16 protein-coding genes and 1 pseudogene are annotated in these 17,881 nt (G+C 38.4%); 15 read left to right on the top strand and 2 right to left on the bottom strand.

Annotated features, from left to right (window positions below; translation table 11 throughout):
• Positions 1-22: 22 nt before the first annotated feature.
• Positions 23-1,657 carry an acetolactate synthase large subunit gene (locus ACFX4H_RS17535; protein WP_249599144.1) on the bottom strand — a complete coding sequence of 545 codons (1,635 nt, stop codon included), beginning with the start codon at positions 1,655-1,657 and terminating at the stop codon, positions 23-25.
• Between the two features lie 284 nt (positions 1,658-1,941).
• Here ACFX4H_RS17535 and ACFX4H_RS17530 point away from each other — a divergent pair, with 284 nt between their 5' ends.
• The 11 genes from ACFX4H_RS17530 to ACFX4H_RS17475 all read left to right on the top strand — a co-directional run bounded on the left by ACFX4H_RS17530 (position 1,942) and on the right by ACFX4H_RS17475 (position 8,813).
• The gene (locus ACFX4H_RS17530; protein ID WP_377435950.1) at positions 1,942-2,925 is read left to right on the top strand and encodes a tRNA dihydrouridine synthase; all 984 of its coding nucleotides are present in this window, start codon (positions 1,942-1,944) and stop codon (positions 2,923-2,925) included.
• Between the two features lie 672 nt (positions 2,926-3,597).
• Complete coding sequence (locus ACFX4H_RS17520) at positions 3,598-3,858, top strand: metal-sensitive transcriptional regulator (RefSeq protein WP_034312817.1); 261 nt, start codon at positions 3,598-3,600, stop codon at positions 3,856-3,858.
• A 38-nt stretch (positions 3,859-3,896) separates the two neighbouring features.
• The gene (locus ACFX4H_RS17515; protein ID WP_377435935.1) at positions 3,897-4,202 is read left to right on the top strand and encodes a monooxygenase; all 306 of its coding nucleotides are present in this window, start codon (positions 3,897-3,899) and stop codon (positions 4,200-4,202) included.
• Between the two features lie 112 nt (positions 4,203-4,314).
• A complete protein-coding gene (locus ACFX4H_RS17510; protein WP_245405437.1) occupies positions 4,315-4,794 on the top strand; it encodes a DsrE/DsrF/DrsH-like family protein in 480 nt (159 codons plus the stop codon).
• A gap of 12 nt (positions 4,795-4,806) precedes the next feature.
• Positions 4,807-5,175 (top strand): rhodanese-like domain-containing protein, encoded by a 369-nt coding sequence (locus ACFX4H_RS17505; protein ID WP_241635635.1) that lies wholly within the window; start codon positions 4,807-4,809, stop codon positions 5,173-5,175.
• Between the two features lie 18 nt (positions 5,176-5,193).
• A complete protein-coding gene (locus ACFX4H_RS17500; protein ID WP_377435934.1) occupies positions 5,194-5,496 on the top strand; it encodes a rhodanese-like domain-containing protein in 303 nt (100 codons plus the stop codon).
• A 43-nt stretch (positions 5,497-5,539) separates the two neighbouring features.
• Positions 5,540-6,112, top strand: a complete 573-nt coding sequence (locus ACFX4H_RS17495) for a sulfurtransferase TusA family protein (RefSeq protein ID WP_377435933.1) — start codon at positions 5,540-5,542, stop codon at positions 6,110-6,112.
• 28 nt (positions 6,113-6,140) lie between these two features.
• Positions 6,141-6,536, top strand: a complete 396-nt coding sequence (locus ACFX4H_RS17490; RefSeq protein WP_377435932.1) for a DsrE/DsrF/DrsH-like family protein — start codon at positions 6,141-6,143, stop codon at positions 6,534-6,536.
• 48 nt (positions 6,537-6,584) lie between these two features.
• Positions 6,585-7,712: an MBL fold metallo-hydrolase gene (locus ACFX4H_RS17485; RefSeq protein ID WP_377435931.1), complete on the top strand. Its 1,128-nt coding sequence runs from the start codon at positions 6,585-6,587 to the stop codon at positions 7,710-7,712.
• Positions 7,713-7,754: 42 nt separating this feature from the next.
• A complete protein-coding gene (locus tag ACFX4H_RS17480; RefSeq protein ID WP_328138839.1) occupies positions 7,755-7,982 on the top strand; it encodes a sulfurtransferase TusA family protein in 228 nt (75 codons plus the stop codon).
• Positions 7,983-8,033: 51 nt separating this feature from the next.
• Positions 8,034-8,813, top strand: coding sequence for a sulfite exporter TauE/SafE family protein (locus ACFX4H_RS17475; protein ID WP_063591428.1), 780 nt, complete (start codon positions 8,034-8,036; stop codon positions 8,811-8,813).
• A gap of 197 nt (positions 8,814-9,010) precedes the next feature.
• On the opposite strand, the gene ACFX4H_RS17470 is transcribed toward ACFX4H_RS17475, so the two are convergent.
• The gene (locus tag ACFX4H_RS17470; protein WP_253510239.1) at positions 9,011-9,493 is read right to left on the bottom strand and encodes a DUF456 domain-containing protein; all 483 of its coding nucleotides are present in this window, start codon (positions 9,491-9,493) and stop codon (positions 9,011-9,013) included.
• Between the two features lie 385 nt (positions 9,494-9,878).
• Between ACFX4H_RS17470 and ACFX4H_RS17465 the strand changes: the two are divergent.
• From ACFX4H_RS17465 to sigH, 4 genes and pseudogenes are all read left to right on the top strand, one after another.
• Positions 9,879-10,142 (top strand): annotated as a pseudogene (locus ACFX4H_RS17465) (DUF6584 family protein); the annotation flags it as partial.
• A 374-nt stretch (positions 10,143-10,516) separates the two neighbouring features.
• Positions 10,517-14,599, top strand: coding sequence for a S8 family serine peptidase (locus tag ACFX4H_RS17460; RefSeq protein ID WP_377435930.1), 4,083 nt, complete (start codon positions 10,517-10,519; stop codon positions 14,597-14,599).
• A gap of 314 nt (positions 14,600-14,913) precedes the next feature.
• Positions 14,914-16,161 (top strand): helix-turn-helix domain-containing protein, encoded by a 1,248-nt coding sequence (locus ACFX4H_RS17455; protein WP_377435929.1) that lies wholly within the window; start codon positions 14,914-14,916, stop codon positions 16,159-16,161.
• Between the two features lie 784 nt (positions 16,162-16,945).
• Positions 16,946-17,674 carry an RNA polymerase sporulation sigma factor SigH gene (gene sigH, locus ACFX4H_RS17450; RefSeq protein WP_245405438.1) on the top strand — a complete coding sequence of 243 codons (729 nt, stop codon included), beginning with the start codon at positions 16,946-16,948 and terminating at the stop codon, positions 17,672-17,674.
• Positions 17,675-17,881: the final 207 nt, after the last annotated feature.

Raw genomic sequence — 17,881 nt, 5'->3', positions numbered from 1 at the left:
ATCCCTCCAATAATATCTGCTTCTATAATTTACAAATATAATCACCTAGTGTTTTCGAGAGCTTTACATTTTCCGAATAATCGACATCCACATCAATCAAGACAATTTCCTGACTCGAAAGCGCTTCTTCTAATGCAGGTAGCAATTCATCGGAGTGGGTTACTTTCACTCCTTTAACCCCAAAACTTTTTGCGAACCCTAAAAAGTCTGGATCTGTAAATTCAATGGCATTCGTACGATCAAATTTATTCAATTGCTTCCATTCAATTAGGCCGTATTTTGAATCATGGAAAATGACGATCACGAAGGCAAGACCTAGACGTTTTGCCGTTGCCAATTCAACTCCATTCATCAGGAAGCCACCATCCCCTGTAACCGCAATGACAGGTTTATCAGGCTTTGCTAATTTGGCTGCAATCGCGCCGGGAATGGCAATTCCCATCGATGCAAAGCCATTAGAAATGATCGTGTGATTAGGGATTTCCGGCTGATACATCCGGGCAATCCATAATTTATGGGCACCCACATCCGAAATGACAATGGCATTACCCTTTTCCGCCCTTTTCAAATCGGCAATGATTCGCTGAGGGATGATAGGGCTTCCTGATACATCATCCGAAGAATGAAATTTTTCAATGATTTGGGACCTTAACCTTTTCACTTCTGGCCAAAGTTCTTTTTTTGCTACATCAGTCGTCAAGGCTTCAAGTGCCTCGCTAACGTTTCCGACCAATTCTGCTTGAACGGGGTAATAGGCATCAATCTCGGCCGGTCGAGCATCAATATGAACAATCGGATTCATTGCCTCATCGTTCCAATACTTTGGCAAATACTCGACGAAATCATACCCGACGGTGATAATAAGATCGGCCAAATCAAATCCGCATAGAACATAATCCCTTGCTTGCATCCCTACTGTAAAAAGGGACAATGGATGGTCGGAAGGTAAAACTCCTTTAGCCATGAACGAATTCACAACGGGAATTTGCTTCTCTTCTGCAAATTTCCGCAAAACCTCAGAAGCTCCATCGCGGATCACGCCATTACCAGCTAGAATAATAGGCTTTTTAGCGCGATTTATTAATTCGACGGCTTTTTTGATTTCTTCCTCGGCTGGGCGGGATCTAGGCATTGGTGTAACCGGAAGAGGTTCCCCTTCTGTATCCATCATCGCCACATCTTCCGGAAGTTCTATATGAACAGCTCCCGGCTTTTCAATGACAGCCGTTTTAAATGCTTTACGGATAATTTCCGGAATCGTATGCGGCACCTTAATTTGTTGATTCCATTTCGTTACTTCCTCGAAAACGCCAATAATGTCCACATATTGATGCGACTCTTTATGAATGCGATCAAGGCCCGCCTGACCTGTAATCGCGACAACAGGGGAATAATCCAGATAAGCACTTCCTATCCCTGTCAATAAATTGGTTGCACCCGGTCCCAATGTGCCCAAGCAGACGCCTGGCTTTCCAGTTAGCCGGCCATAGATGTCTGCCATAAAAGCTGCAGCTTGTTCATGATGAACCAAGATAAATTCAATATCAGAGCTTATTAGAGAATCAATAAGATCCGTATTTTCCTCACCAGGTATCCCAAAAATATATTGTACCCCTTCATTCTCTAAACATCTTACAAACAAATCAGATGCCTTCAAATTATTCCCTCCTCGACCATTTCAATTTCTTTCCTTATATGTTGGCTTTGCCCCCTAGAAATTATGTACTTGCGTGTATTAAAAACCATTTCGAGCATTTGCGGCTCTAAACCAGGAGGGGGAATATGGAAGTCGATGGGTTTCGTGAAAAAAAACATTTCTGCAGTTTGATAAAAAGTGCTTAAGCATGGTATAAGTGTAAAGGAAGCAGGGACATTCTGCTTTTTAATTTTGGGATAAGGGGTTAGCCTGGTAACCCATAATGAAAGGATTGGAATTTGAATATGATAGATAATTTTTGGCGTGATCTACCACGACCTTTTTTTATACTGGCACCAATGGAAGATGTGACGGATGTAGTTTTTCGCCATGTAGTGAGTGAAGCAGCCAGACCTGATGTATTTTTTACAGAGTTTACAAACACGGAGAGTTATTGTCACCCAGAGGGCATCCGCAGTGTGCGTGGGCGTTTGACTTTTACAGAGGACGAACAACCAATTGTAGCTCATATATGGGGGGATAAGCCTGAATACTTTCGGCAAATGAGCATAGGTATGGCGGAACTGGGCTTTCGGGGTGTGGATATCAATATGGGCTGTCCTGTACCTAATGTGACACAGAATGGGAAGGGAAGTGGCCTTATCCGTCGTCCAGAAGTTGCAGCAGAATTAATACAAGCAGCAAAAGCTGGAGGATTGCCTGTAAGTGTAAAGACAAGGCTTGGTTACACGGATGTAGACGAATGGCACGACTGGCTAACACACATACTGAAACAGGACATTGTTAATCTTTCCATTCATTTGCGTACAAGAAATGAAATGAGTAAAGTAGATGCTCATTGGGAACTAATCCCGGAGATTAAGAAACTCCGTGACCAAGTGGCACCAGATACGCTCTTGACGATCAATGGGGATATTCCTGACCGTCATACTGGCCTAAAGCTCGCTCATCAATACGGTATTGATGGGGTTATGATTGGGCGTGGTATTTTCAATAATCCATTTGCCTTTGAAAAGGAGACGAAAGATCATAGCAGTAAGGAATTGCTTGATCTCTTAAGGTTACATCTGGATCTCCATGATAAATATTCAAAATTGGAGCTGCGTTCGTTCAAGGCTCTTCATCGCTTTTTTAAGATATATGTCCGTGGGTTTCGAGGGGCAAGTGAATTAAGAGTTCAATTAATGAACACAGAGTCAACAGATGAAGCGCGTGCTTTGCTCGAAAACTTTGGGTCAAAGAATCTTGATGGAATGGGGGAACAGTAGAAGTGTCCCCATTCATAGTAAAAGTGAAGTAGGACGTTTAACTGTGTGCCCCAAAAGCTTTTTACTAAGCTGTTAATTGAATAATGTGAAGGCGGTATTGAACCGCACTCAATCCCGCCAATTTTTGCTTTCTATGTTTGTTATTATAGTAATCTATATTGGGTTATGAATTTGCAAATAAAAAGCAGGTAAACTCTTCAATATTTTAGATATACAAGTAAAAAACAAAGATAAATGGCTACCTAAGGCTCAAATCCTTGTAATAACAGGGATTTGGGCCTTTTTATTTTGTCTAACTAGATGCGTTTTGATCAACATTAGTGATTTGCTCACATTTTTGCTAACGGGGACTTCTTAGGGCCGTTGTAGAAAATATCAGCCACTTCATCATCATTTGGGTGTAATGCTCTCCCTCCAAGAGGACAGTTTAATCCATAATGTGTTTTAATATTAGGTGGCGTTTATTAAAGTGTGAATTAAACGGTTTGACATTATACCCCTATAGGTATATTATGAACTCACGAGTAAAACGTGCAAACTCACGAGAAAATGAACAAATTCACAATAATTGCTTCGGAAGAAGTAATCTTGGGACTGAGCTCCTTAATCGGAAATGGAATTGATGTAATCAGTTGTGATATTAACGATTTTAAATAGATGGGGGGGCGGAGTATGGAGTATGATAAAAGTGTCATTAATCGCTTGAAGCGAATTGAAGGACAAATCAAGGGTGTGCTTGGAATGATGGAGCAGGGAAAAGATTGCAGGGAAATCGTCACTCAGTTGTCGGCTGCGCGAAGTGCCATCGATAGGACCATGGGTGTTATCGTAAGTGCCAATCTTGAGCAATGCGTTCGGGAAAACGTCGAGAATGGAGAGGGCACTGATCATCTAGTCAAGGAAGCGGTTAATTTACTGATAAAAAGCAGGTAAAAGAATTGACCTGACCTGTAGAAAAAGGAGTGTTATTCATGTCTTATATTTTACAAGTGGATTTTAAAATGGAGGGACCTTTCGGCAACGAAATGGTAAAAGAATTTACAGATTTAGCAAAAAGCATTAATGATGAAGAAGGCTTGATCTGGAAGATTTGGACCGAAGACAGTGAGGCAAAGGAAGCAGGCGGCATTTATCTGTTTGAAACGAAGGAATCCGCATGTAAGTACTTGACGATGCATACAGCTCGGTTAAAAGGGTTTGGTATAAAGAAGGTTAATGGAAAAATTTTCAAAGTTAATGAAGGTTTGACTTCAATCAATCATGGACCAAGCAAATAAAGATAACCATTTATTTTAGTGAAGTGGGTTGACGAACTATATTTTTTAACATAATATATACCCCACCGGGTATAAAAGTATAAAAATTAAATTTCAATCAGGGGGAAGCATAATGAATGAAAAGAAAAAAACGACGATCATTTTATTTAGTGGTGATTATGATAAGGCAATGGCTGCTTATATCATTGCAAATGGGGCGGCGGCTTACGATCATGAAGTGACCATCTTCCATACATTCTGGGGATTGAACGCTTTAAGGAAAGATGAGCCGATTTCATTAAAAAAAGGTTTTCTTGAAAAAATGTTTGCAAAAATGATGCCGCGTGGTTCTGATAAAATGGGGTTATCCAACATGAACTTTGCAGGGATGGGTCCTAAAATGATCAAACACGTGATCAAAAAGCATAACACCATGTCACTCCCAAATTTAATTGAGTTGGCCCAAGAACAGGAAATCAAACTTATAGCCTGTACGATGACAATGGATTTATTAGGCTTGCAGCAAGAGGAGTTATTGGATGGAATTGAGTATGCAGGTGTAGCGGCTTATTTAGCTGAAGCAGAGGATGGAAATGTAAACTTATTTATATAAATGGGGGGTCACATGGGAACTATATTTAATCTCATCATATTAGGTTTCATCGTTTGGTTTTTATATCAGCGCTTTGTCCCTGTAAAGGGGATAAAAAATATAAATGCGGCTGAGCTAAAAGCTGTGTTGAATAATAAAGGAAATAAGCAATTGATTGATGTCCGTACTCCTAATGAATATAGGGGCAATCACATAAAGGACTTTAAAAACATTCCTTTAAACGAACTTGGCAAAAGGGCACAGGAACTGTCAAAAGATAAAGAAGTGGTTGTAATCTGCCAAAGCGGGATGAGGAGCAGCAATGCGAGTAAAGCATTGAAAAAACTTGGATTTAAAGAAGTCACCAACGTAAAAGGCGGCATGAGTTCTTGGCGCGAATAAAAGGAGGTTCTTATAAAGATGAAAGAAATTTTACCGAATGAAGTGAACGCATTATTGAAGGGGAACTCCCCAGTCCACATCATGGATGTACGGGAGGCGGATGAAGTAAAAGCAGGGAAAATACCAAATGCTGTGAACATCCCGTTGGGTCTGGTGGAATTTAGAATGCAGGATTTGGATAAATCAAAAGAGTATATCATGGTCTGCAGGTCAGGGGGCAGAAGTTCAAGGGCAGCACAGCTACTTGAGGATCATGGATATAATGTGTTGAACATGATGGGTGGAATGAATGAATGGGAAGGTCCTACAGAAAAATTTTGAATTCGAATATACCCCCATACCTATAATAGAAGGAGGAAATAAAATGATAAAAACAAATTCCGTTTTGGATGCTAAAGGTTTAGCCTGTCCAATGCCAATCGTAAAAACGAAAAAAGCCATGAATGGCCTGGAAGCGGGGGAAGTACTGGAAGTTCAAGCAACTGATAAAGGGTCAACCGCCGATATGAAAGCCTGGGCGGAAAGTTCAGGTCACCAATACTTGGGTACGGTTGAAGAAGGAACGACACTAAAACATTATCTTCGGAAAGCAAGCGGAGAAGAAACAGAAGTGAAGAAGCATGAAAAAATCATTTCCAATGAAGAACTGCTGCAAGTAATGGAAGAAAATAGAGATATGGTCATCCTGGATGTACGAGAATCCGCAGAATATGCTTTTAATCACATTCCAGGAGCAAGATCCCTTCCAATGGGTGAATTGGAACAACGTATGGGTGAACTGGATATAGAGTCAGAGATTTTCGTGATTTGCCGTACAGGCAGCCGGAGTGATCTTGCTGCACAAAAACTGACCGGTGCTGGATTTGAACAGGTATTCAATGTTGTACCCGGCATGAGCCTATGGAACGGTCCTTCCCAAAAATCTGTGAATGAATGAAAGTGACTATAAAATGGAGGAATAGATCATGACTAACAAAGTAGCCATAATCGCAAGTAATGGTGATTTATTTGATGCATATAAAGTGTTTAACATCGCAACAGCAGCGGCAGCAACAGATCAAGAAGTGGCCATTTTCTTTACTTTCGAAGGTTTGAACTTAATTCATAAAGAAGCGAACGGACACCTTCCTCTGCCTGAAGGTAAGGATCATTTTGCCGAAGGGTTCAAAAAGGCCAATGTTCCTTCCATTCCTGAGTTAGTTACTATGGCACAGGAAATGGACGTCAAGTTTATTGGATGTCAAATGACCATGGACGTATTGGGCATGGAAAAAGAAGCTTTCGTTGATGGTATCGAAGTAGGTGGAGCGGTCACATTTTTGGAGTTCGCTAAAGATGCTGATGTTACATTATCCTTTTAATGAAGGAAAATTTTTTTGAAGTTATCAATACTGTAGGGGGTATAAAAAATGGCGTTTAAGCAAATGACAGCTGCTGAAGTTTCAAAGAAAGTAATCAATAAAACCGACTTATTTATTTTGGATGTACGAAATGAAAGTGACTTTAATGATTGGAAAATTGAAGGGCAGAATTTCGAATTCCTTAATATCCCTTACTTTGATTTACTGGATGGCGTGGAAGAAATTCTCGATCAAATCCCGGCCAATAAAGAAATCCTGGTAGTATGTGCAAAGGAAGGCTCATCCGTCATGGTAGCTGAAATGTTATCAGAAGCTGGATTGGATGTTTTTTATTTAAAGGGCGGCATGAAAGCATGGAGTGAACACTTGGAACCAGTGAGGATAGGCGAATTGACAAATGGCGCTGAAATTTACCAATTTGTTCGACTTGGTAAAGGCTGTTTATCTTACATGGTCGTTTCCAATGGTGAAGCAGCCATTATTGATTCCACAAGAATGATAGATGCCTATCTTGATTTCGCGGATGATATCGGGGTGAAGATTACACATGTTCTGGATACGCACTTACATGCCGATCATATCTCAGGTGGAAGACGAATCGCAGAAGTAACAAATGCAGCTTACTGGCTGCCCCCAAAAGATGCGGCAGAAGTAACTTTTGAATATCAGCCATTAGAAAGTGGGAACGTGATAACGATCGGTCATACAGCGATTGATATCCAAGCATTATACTCCCCGGGACATACCATTGGATCGACTTCATTTGTGGTGGATCAAAAATACTTGCTAAGCGGGGATATCTTATTCATCGATTCCATTGGCAGACCGGACCTAGCTGGTTTGGCTGAGGATTGGGTAGGGGACTTGAGAGAAACACTGTATACACGTTATAAAGAATTATCAGTCGAGTTAATTGTATTGCCATCACATTTCATGATCATTGATGAATTGAATGAAGATGGAAGCGTCGCTAAAAAGTTGGGTGCGCTGTTTGCTGAAAATCACGGATTGAACATAGCGGATGAAACGGAATTCAGAGAGCTGGTAACAGGTAATTTACCGCCTCAGCCAAACGCCTATCAAGAAATTCGCGAAACCAATATGGGGAAAATCGAACCCGATGATGAAAAACAACGCGAAATGGAAATTGGACCAAATCGCTGTGCGGTTCGCTAATACCGATAAAAATTAAAGACAAGAAAATAGGAGAGATGAAATATGAATTCAGATAAAATGCTAGATGCTAAGGGACTTGCATGTCCAATGCCGATCGTCAAAACGAAAAAAGCCATGAATGATTTGCAAACCGGGCAAGTGCTGGAGATACACGTAACCGATAAAGGAGCTAAAGCCGACTTAGCCGCTTGGTCAAAATCCGGTGGCCATGAACTGGTGGAAACGGCAGAAGAAAATGATATACTGAAATTTTGGATCAGAAAAGGCTGATAAAGTGGAGGGGACCATTAGGGTTCCCTTCTTTTAAGGGAGGCACTTGCAATGGATATAACCTTTATCATTACCATCTTTTTGATTGGTTTTGTAGGTTCATACGTATCAGGGATGCTCGGCATCGGGGGTTCGATAATAAATTATCCAATGCTGCTGTTTATTCCCCCAATCTTCGGTTTAGCGGCATTTAGTGCCCATGATGTGACAGGCATAAGTGCTGTACAAGTCTTATTCGCCTCCATCGGAGGTATATGGAGCTATCGTAATAGCGGACATTTAAATAAAACGCTTATTCTTTACATGGGGATCAGTGTGTTGATCGGAAGTGTGGTTGGAAGTTTTGGATCACAAACGATGTCGGAAAACGGAGTGAATATCGTCTATGGCATCTTGGCGTTGATAGCGGCTGTTATGATGTTCATTCCAAAGAAAGGGATAGATGATATTCCTGTGGATCAAGTTACCTTTAATAAATGGCTTGCGGCCATCCTGGCATTAATCGTTGGTTTAGGCGCCGGGATAGTCGGTGCCGGAGGGGGCTTTCTATTAGTTCCCATCATGCTTATCGTTTTAAGAATTCCAACAAGGGTCACGATTGCGTCTTCATTGGCAATCACATTCATTTCATCCATTGGTGCAACAGCAGGGAAAATATCAACGGGTCAAGTTGACTTCTATCCGGCGTTGATCATGGTTGTAGCTAGCTTAATAGCATCTCCGCTTGGGGCAATGGCCGGTAAAAAAATGAATGTAAAAGTGCTGCAAGTCATACTGGCTCTATTGATTTTAGCGACGGCTGTAAAAACTTGGACGGGGATCATATCTTGAGTTTTGACACGGGAGGGAGCAGTTGCGAAAAGTTCTATCGTTAAAGAAGTGTTCACAATAGGCCACACTAATAGTTCCTTTTCCTCCATCACTTTTTTTCTTATTATCTTGTACCGATAAGTCAATGGGACTTCTGTTAATAGAAAAAGCTGACTGTTGAAAGTCAGCTTTTTCTTATTGTGGCCGTTTATAAATAATTAAAAGATTACAGCTAAAATAAACCAAACAATCATCAATAATTGAATTAATATTTTAGCTAAACTGCCGCCTAAAAAACCGATGATAGTTGCAAACCCAACTTTAGTAGCCTTCATTATATCTTTTTGAATGATTAATTCCGAAACGAGGACTGCTAAAAATGGTACGAGAATTATTCCAAAAGGAGGGAATACAAATGAACCAACAATCGTGGCAATAGCTGCTATTGTCTCGGATGTTTTTGACCCCCCATACTTTTTAACAAAATAACTGTTTGCGATAATGTCTGCCGCGATTAATACACCGCTCAACACAACCATACTGATCCAGAACCATAACGATAACTCATCAGGATTAACCAGGAATTGATAAACTGCAAATCCTCCCCAAATGGCAACTACCGAAGGAATAATAGGATAGATAATTCCTACAAAACTTAAAGCAAATAAGACGATCGTTAACCCCCACCATAAAATATCCAATGAAACTCCACCTTTTCATACTTACTTTTTCATATATCTATTAAATTATATTTCTATTTAGGGACAAACACCATTTATTCTTTTTTTGTTAACATTTTTCAACTAACCCGCCCCGTTAATAGCATAAGAAAAAGCTGCCTTAAAGACAGCTCTGACCTTCAGCTAAACCAGCTAATAGGATGTCAATTTCTTTCTCTTATTTTTAACCTCATCGTTAGCTGAATAATCAAAAGGCTTTATCCACAGTTTCTTGAAATATTAATTATTACAAATAGTTGTCCTGTAATACGTTTTAACCCTTCTCTATCCTCCACCAATTGAGTAAATAAAATAAAACTGGTTATAAATTTTATAAACAAAAAAAGGCTCAAACCCCTGTGATACGATTAAGAAGATAGAAGAGGACATAGAAAAAAATGATTTAGGGAAAGCAAGGGATAGATTAAAAGGGTTAATTTCAACCTATCCTAATGAGTTAGAACTCCGTAAAAAGTTCGGGGACATCTAATTTGCATTAAAATATCCTTCAATGGCAGGTCGTTACTGGTACTTAGAAAAGAATAAGGCATCAGAGATGGTAAAAGCGTGTATTCTGTTCGAAAAAATCTTTGGGAAACGAACCTATTCTATTAGTACAACAGTGCTGTTTGATCTTTGTTCAACAATTGGGCCAGATAATAGAATAACACTTGGAAGTTAATTGGATATTTTCGTGAATAAACCTTTTTGCTGCAACTTAGTATAGATCTTCCCCCCTCAACTCTTTCAATGGATTTCATATTTTCTTATTTTACTAAAGAAAACCCCAATTTATAAAAATGAATTTAAGTCTTTTTCACTAACTTTCACAAAAATAATGATTTTTCAGAATATATAAAAGAGAAAGTAGGTAGAAAGTTCTGTAAAATTAACCCAATAGCAATCCGATAGAAAGGCAATTAATATTATTGTATGAATATTTTAAATTTTTAGAAAGGGGTATTTTTTCGGGGAATTCTATTTAACTAAGAAAGTAGGGAAGATATGAAAATTCATTCATTCATTAAACGTACAGCAGCGATTACGCTGTCAGCTGGCCTGCTGCTATCATCAGCAAACACGCCTTTCATTCCTTATGCAAATGCAGCGAACATAAAGGCAGAAGACGTCTTGGCTTCGTTGACAAGTGAACAACGAAAAGCGTTAAATAAACTTGAAATGACAGATAATGTCGGATTGCAAGGATTTAAAATGGAAGAGTTAAAAAAGGATAAAGAAATCTCGGTCATCGTCCAGTTCAAATCAAAGCCGGGAAAAGTTGCAGTCTTGGATGCGAATGTAAAAGGAAAGAAGCTTTCAAAAAAACAAGCGGATGATCAAGTAGAAAAGGAACATGCTCAGTTTAATAAAGACATTCAATCGATTCTTCCATCTACTAATCTAAGAAGCAAGAAAACAGGTCATAGAATCACTTCTAGCTTTAAGACCGTTTATAACGGGGTAGCTATGAAGCTGCCAGCTAATCAGGTAGAGCAGCTCTTGCAATCCAAAGTCGTAAAAGCAGTATATAAAAATGTAGAATTTAAGGTCGATCCGATCGCCATGGGAGAGAAATCAGCACCTGGTACATCCGTTGAAAGTATTCCATATTTAAAAATTGACCAGCTGCATAATGAAGGTATTACAGGAAAAGGAATTAAAGTTGGGGTTCTTGATACAGGGATTGATTACAACCACCCTGATTTGAAAGATGCCTATAAGGGCGGTTACGATTTAGTTGATCAAGATAATGATCCAATGGAGGCAACGTACAAGGATTGGCAAGCGTCGGGGCAACCAGAATTTGGCTGGTCCGGTTCTTCCTATTATACTTCCCATGGAACACATGTTGCAGGTACCATTGCTGGACAAGGAACGAATGCAGAGGTTTCTGTGAAAGGTGTGGCTCCTGATGTGGATTTATATGCGTATCGTGTTCTTGGACCATATGGATCAGGATCATCTGAAGGGGTCATTGAAGGTATAGAAAAAGCTGTAAACGATGGCATGGATGTTATCAACCTTTCCCTCGGATCGGACATCAATGATCCCTATGATCCAACCAGTACTGCCATTAACTATGCTGTCCTTAATGATGTAACAGCAGTTGTTGCAGCTGGAAATGCAGGATCAGATGATTATACATTAGGTTCACCTGGCTCAGCAGCACTTGCTTTGACAGTCGGGGCGAGTGATGTACCGATGGCGGTTTCTACTTTCAATGGGAAAATCGGAAATAAAGATTCGATCGAACTTGTTAGTTTGGCACGCCACTATTCAGACCATTTAAAGGAATGGGAAGGGAAATCCTATGAGGTGGTGAATGCCGGTTTAGGAAATGGCTCTGATTATTCCGGCAAGGATGTAAAAGGGAAAATTGCACTTGTGGAACGCGGAGAATTCGCCTTAGCGGAAAAGGTCAGCAATGCAAAACAAAATGGAGCAGCCGCCGTTCTTCTTTATAACAATGTGGAAGGGCAAATTAATGCCAATCTTGGAGAGTCCGTTGACTTTGTGCCTGCATTTTCTTTAACAAAAGAAGCGGGAGAAAGCATTAAAGCACAGATTCAAGCAGGTGAAGCGAATTTTACTTTCTCCAAATACGCGGATAAACAGACAGAAGGTGACCACTTAGCGGACTTTAGCTCAAGAGGCCCGGCAAGAGAAACATACGATATGAAGCCAGAAGTGACGGCACCGGGAGTAAGTGTTCTTTCAACAGTCCCTTCTTATATGGTGGACGCTGAACATCAAGAAAACTATCAATATGCATATTCAAGATATTCTGGAACATCTATGGCTACTCCTCATACAGCGGGGATTGCAGCACTCATGCTTCAAGCGAATCCGGAATTAGAGCCGGAAGATATTAAAGCCGTTCTAATGAATACGGCAGATCCTCTCAACGGAGACTACAGTGTATTTGAAGTCGGAGCAGGAAGAGTTGATCCATACCAAGCTGTGTATAGTGGAACCAGCTTCAAAATTAACGATAAAACATTTGTTCCAGGTGCTGAGGAATTAATCAAGGTAAAAGAATTGACGGGCGGACTCAGCTTTGATGTTCACTATGCAAATAAAAAACTAAATCTGAAAAAATCAATCACTATTGAAAACCATGATAAAGTAAACAAAACTTTCAGTGTATCTGTAACTGAATCGAATGGTTCAAACAGCTTGAAGGAAAATGGAGTGGAGCTGGATATTCCAAGCAAAATCTCTGTAAAAAGTGAAGACTTCAAAAAAGTAACACCACGTTTGCTTATTCCTAAGAAAGCAAAGGATGGAATTTACGAAGGATATATTACATTAACAAACAATGCGAATTCATCAGAGCAATATCGGATTCCTTTCAGCTTCCGCACAATGGAAGATGGGTTTAATAAGGTCGGGTTACTAAATCCTGCCTTTTCCCCAGGTCATTTAAACCAAGTGGCATGGGATCCTATGCGTACTCCATTTGTAGTTGCTGATTTTAACCTTCGTGCACCAATGGAAAAAATGGATGTCGTTCTTCAAGATGGCAAAACAGGAAAGGACCTCGGGTTGGTCGGAACAATAAATTTAGATTACGCTTATGACAATGTAGATTATGGATTATATGCATTTAATGGAGCTTATTATGAGTTTACAGGAAACTCAAAACAGCCCATTTCGGAAGAAGCAAGTTATGTAAAAAAACCGGGACATTACAAATTGAAATTCATTGGTACAGGTACTTCCGGGAAGATTACAACTGAAACGCAGCATTTGCTCATCGATCTCAATGCACCGAGCTTCAAAAGTTCACTTGATGGAAAGTCTCCATTTATTGAATATAAGCCAGGTCAAGAAACATATCCATTCGACATTCAAATCACAGATCCAACCATTGACGAACTAAAGAAATTGGGCGTAAATATCGATCAATCATCGAACTCGATGGTATATTACTGGGGTGAAGGTGGTTTCCCTTCTACGCCAATTCCAATGGATAAAGAAGGAAAGTTTGTCGAAGAAATCGCCCTGGATGAATCCATCCCAGCACTTCAATTTCGGATGAATGGATATGATATGGCAGGAAACAAACCTTCTACAAAGCAATATTACTTTGTAAAAGAAGGTACACCTGTCGCATATGCTATTGGTGAAAAGTATGAGGTGAAAACAGGCGATACTGTAAAAGCAACGCTTTCATTAGATAACCTAAACGCAGTGTCAAAGGCGGAATGGAACTTTAATGGTGACGGAGGCTATGACAGAGGTTTAGATAGCGTAGAGTTAGTTGATGCCAAGCTTCACAGTGAATTCTCGGACAAAGCCTCTTTAACGATTAAAGACAAGGTCGTTACTGTCCAATTTAATGAAGAGAGTAAAGCATTAGACCATGCAAAAGTCGTTGAGGTTACGTTAAAGGTTCAGGATGATCAATATACCCTTGGAGCAGCGATTAATCCGACTGTGAGCGTAATGAATGCTAATAATCAGACAAGCAGTGTGTTAGAGTCTGGTTATATTTGGAAGGTTAATCCGCAATTCTCAATGGCCAGAGGTTATGTCTCTCCGCAAGGATTTAAAAATGAAGATGGTACTGTTACAGAGAAAAGGGATTGGAGCAAGGTTGGCGGTACAGTGAAAATCTTTGATTCAGAAGGAAATGAGTTCGATGCGACAACAACGGTAGAAGATGATGGACAATATGTATTCAACAAGCTGCCGTTAAGCACAAATGCCTTCACGATTGAAATGAAAGCGCCAGGCCACTTTGTCACGAAAGAAAAACTGAATTCTGGTATTGGTTTTGAGCACAATGGTGAGTTATATGGTCAAAATCGCTGGATACCTGCCCTTGATATTACAGCAGGTGATGTAAACCAAGACCATGTCATTGATGTTCTAGATGCGATTGAAATTCAAAATGCATGGAAAACAAAGAAGCGTGCAGCGGATATCACCTTTGATGGAATAGTTGATGCTAAAGATATGAAATATGTTCAAACAAACTATCTCAAGCAAAATGAACATGTTGATAATGCTCCAAAACCAAAGAAGAAGTATAAAGGTAAGACATTAGAAACAATTTTAGTTGAGTTGGGAATACAGCCATAAATATTAAAAAACACGATGAAAGCTTAGCTTCATCGTGTTTTAACTTTTAAAGAAAGTATAAAATTTTTCTAAAAGTATTAAGAAAGAGAGTATTCCAATAAGGTTGCGTTATTTGGATTTTCTTCAGAATAAAATATTGAGGTAGATTGGGAATTCGTAAAAAGGAAAACAAGATTGGATATTGAAAAAACTAATAAATAGAGGGAAGGTATTAAAGTAGTCTTGCGCTTTTCTTAATTTTACTAGAATATATAGATTATATATTTATTTTTTTCTATATATACTAGATAAAATTACAACCTAGAGGTGAAGCTATGATTGAGGGGAAACTTATCAAGTTTTATCGTGAAAAAGCGGGGTTGACTCAGGGGCAGCTTTGTGAAGGAATTTGTTCTGCTACACATCTTAGTAAGATAGAACGAGAGATAACAGAATACTCAGGGGAAATAACCCACTTATTATCCCAAAGATTGAATATCTGTCTTGATGATGAATTTGTGCGGTATCATAATCTTCAACAGAAACTAAAGTTATGGCACAACACGTTCGTTATGCAACAAAGCAAAGAATCAGAAATTTTAAAAAAAGAAATTGAAAAAGAAACACTGATTCAATTGCCAGATTTCCAAGTTTTCTATCAATTACTCTCTGCAAGGTATTATTTATCTAATTATCAATTAGAAACAGCATTATTAATTATTCAAAACCTGCAAAAAAATGAATCATCTTTTTCTCCGCGAGACCGCAATATGTTAAAACATGTTCTAGGTATGTATTACTTTCACAACGGACAGTATCGAGATTGTATTCAAATTTTAACATCGATTGATCAAAATCAATATAATCAATTTGAATATTATTACCATTTGGCACTAGCCTATCACCTTATTCATTTTAATATAATATCGTATTATTATGCAGAGAAAGTTCTTGACTATTTTCAAAAAACGTTAAATGTGATCCGAATAATTGATACAGAGACGATCATGTTATTACAATTAAATGCAAAGGAGCTTCATGATTTTGAAGAGACGAAAGAACGTTACGAACAATTAATACGTACCTGTGATACCATTAATGAAATAGACCGTAAATCAAAGCTCCTTAATAATCTTGCATTTGAACTTTACAGAAGAAAAAAATACAAAGAAGCATCCGAACTATACAAAGAAGCCATGAAACTAATGGATGAAAAGGTTCCTCATTATTTAACTGCATTAGATGGTTATATTAATACTTGTTATAAAGGAAAACTATTTTCAAACGAGATTTTATTGGAATTAGCACATAAAGGCCTTAGAATAGCAAAATCGACAAAATCGTATAACTGGATTTTTTTTGAATTACACCTTTATCAGCTTAATCATGAAGAAGACGATTACTATCATTTTATTGAGACTACAGCCCTTCCTTTTTTTAAAAATATGGGCTTCACCATGTTAATTGAACACTACGAAAAAAAACTCTTCCACTTCTATAACCGAATTGGTGCCGTCCAAAAAGCATTGGACCTTGCCAATTCTTACATACAAGGCAGAAAGAGCTACTATGATCATGAATGAGGCTTAATAAAAAAAGATACTCTATGCAGATATTAATGCTGCATAGATTGGGTTGAAGCTGAAAGTCAGCGTGAAAAAATAGTCAATCAAAGAAGAATAAAAATTGGAAAGCAATTAAAAGTTTAATTGAAAAATATCGAAAAGAAAATATGTAAAGCTGATAAGTCCATCAACTTAAAGTATGATGAACTATCAACAATTCGGCTACCTTACCTAGTGATATTTAGTCAAACAACTGAATTCCATTTTATTACATAGATACTTTTTATTAGATAATTAAAAGATAAATAGTGATATTCAATAAAAGAGCGCGTTTCTTTAATAAGAATCGCTTTTCTTAATGACTCCCATGAAAATTAAAAAAATAAATTCCCTAATATACCGAGTGGTGCAAACCGTTGATACATCAAAGTTTATAGAGGGAGGTTAGTTGCATAGGAAGTAGTAAAATAGAGTTGAAAAAAGAATGAAATCCCTCATCCTTCATTGTTTATAAATGGTATAATAGGAAACAACTCCTAGTACAAACGTTTAAAATGCAACTCCATTAAACTGCCCGTTTATTGAATAAGAACCACCTTGTATTTTACCATAAAATTTAAGTTTTTAATTTTTTATCCTAAGGGCAACAATGTTTTGGAAAACAGCCTAAAAAGAGGGTGTAAACGGATCCTTCTAACTAAAAAAAGTGTAAAGGAATGTATTTAATTGTCGAAATAATCTAATATCATCGGTGATTGTTATAGGTTAATATTAAATAATATGGTAATTTACCGCATATAAAATGGGCGTCCGTTTAAAAAACAAGGCTCAATTGAATGCAGCCGGTGGAGGGATTTTTGTGGGTATAGCTATCGAAGAAAAACCGTCATTCCTATGTGCTAATTTTGAAGATGGAGTATTAATAGAAAAGGTCCGGCAAGGAAATATGGAGGCACTAGAAGTACTGATGAAAAAATATCAATCTTTTGTAAAGATTAAGGCTAACAGATACTTCTTAATTGGGGCAGATAGAGAAGATATTATCCAAGAGGGGATGATAGGATTGTTCAAAGCCATCAGGGATTTTAATGGCGAGAAACAATCTTATTTTAAAGCGTTTGCAGAACTATGTATCACGAGGCAGATTATTACAGCCATCAAGGCAGCTACTCGTCAAAAACATACTCCGTTAAATTCTTCTATTTCGCTTGATATGCCTATATATGAAGAAAATCCGGATCATACTCTTATGGAAGTAATGACAGACACCGTTATTTCTGATCCCGTTGCGATATTGATAGATAAAGAATCTGCTGATGACTTGGAATTAAAATTATCTGAGGTTCTAAGTCCGTTAGAAAAGAAGGTTTTGGCTTATTACTTAGAGGACCTCACTTATATAGAAATCTCTGATAAATTAAATACTCACGCCAAGTCTATAGATAATGCGTTGCAGAGAGTGAAGAGAAAATTGGAGAGTTTATTGGAACTTAGAAATAGACACGCAATAGAAGGCACATTCAATAGATAAAAGAGCCGTTTACTATTAAGTTGCTCTTTTGGCCAAAGGGTTTTTAACCCTTTGGCTTTATGTGTTTGAAAAACCTTAGTTGTATTTAATAGTGAAATTAAAAATACAACAAACACCGGTATGGAAGGAAGGGCACTGATGTTTAAAGCAGAAATTTTAGGCGAAAGGGTACTCACAACAATGGTGAGTACCTTTTTTTGTAATGCC

The organism is Peribacillus sp. YIM B13477, from assembly GCF_042787955.1.
GTDB classification, from domain to species: domain Bacteria; phylum Bacillota; class Bacilli; order Bacillales; family DSM-1321; genus Peribacillus; species Peribacillus frigoritolerans.
Note: the sequence above shows the minus strand (reverse complement) of the source record. Positions and strands in the feature narration are given on the sequence as shown.

Coding starts and splice junctions, on each gene's coding strand:
- ACFX4H_RS17515 (WP_377435935.1), top strand. CDS start 3,897: ATGTCTTATATTTTACAAGTGGATTTTAAAATGGAGGGACCTTTCGGC.
- ACFX4H_RS17475 (WP_063591428.1), top strand. CDS start 8,034: ATGGATATAACCTTTATCATTACCATCTTTTTGATTGGTTTTGTAGGT.
- ACFX4H_RS17510 (WP_245405437.1), top strand. CDS start 4,315: ATGAATGAAAAGAAAAAAACGACGATCATTTTATTTAGTGGTGATTAT.
- ACFX4H_RS17455 (WP_377435929.1), top strand. CDS start 14,914: ATGATTGAGGGGAAACTTATCAAGTTTTATCGTGAAAAAGCGGGGTTG.
- ACFX4H_RS17500 (WP_377435934.1), top strand. CDS start 5,194: ATGAAAGAAATTTTACCGAATGAAGTGAACGCATTATTGAAGGGGAAC.
- sigH (WP_245405438.1), top strand. CDS start 16,946: ATGGGCGTCCGTTTAAAAAACAAGGCTCAATTGAATGCAGCCGGTGGA.
- ACFX4H_RS17520 (WP_034312817.1), top strand. CDS start 3,598: ATGGAGTATGATAAAAGTGTCATTAATCGCTTGAAGCGAATTGAAGGA.
- ACFX4H_RS17490 (WP_377435932.1), top strand. CDS start 6,141: ATGACTAACAAAGTAGCCATAATCGCAAGTAATGGTGATTTATTTGAT.
- ACFX4H_RS17495 (WP_377435933.1), top strand. CDS start 5,540: ATGATAAAAACAAATTCCGTTTTGGATGCTAAAGGTTTAGCCTGTCCA.
- ACFX4H_RS17485 (WP_377435931.1), top strand. CDS start 6,585: ATGGCGTTTAAGCAAATGACAGCTGCTGAAGTTTCAAAGAAAGTAATC.
- ACFX4H_RS17505 (WP_241635635.1), top strand. CDS start 4,807: ATGGGAACTATATTTAATCTCATCATATTAGGTTTCATCGTTTGGTTT.
- ACFX4H_RS17460 (WP_377435930.1), top strand. CDS start 10,517: ATGAAAATTCATTCATTCATTAAACGTACAGCAGCGATTACGCTGTCA.
- ACFX4H_RS17480 (WP_328138839.1), top strand. CDS start 7,755: ATGAATTCAGATAAAATGCTAGATGCTAAGGGACTTGCATGTCCAATG.
- ACFX4H_RS17530 (WP_377435950.1), top strand. CDS start 1,942: ATGATAGATAATTTTTGGCGTGATCTACCACGACCTTTTTTTATACTG.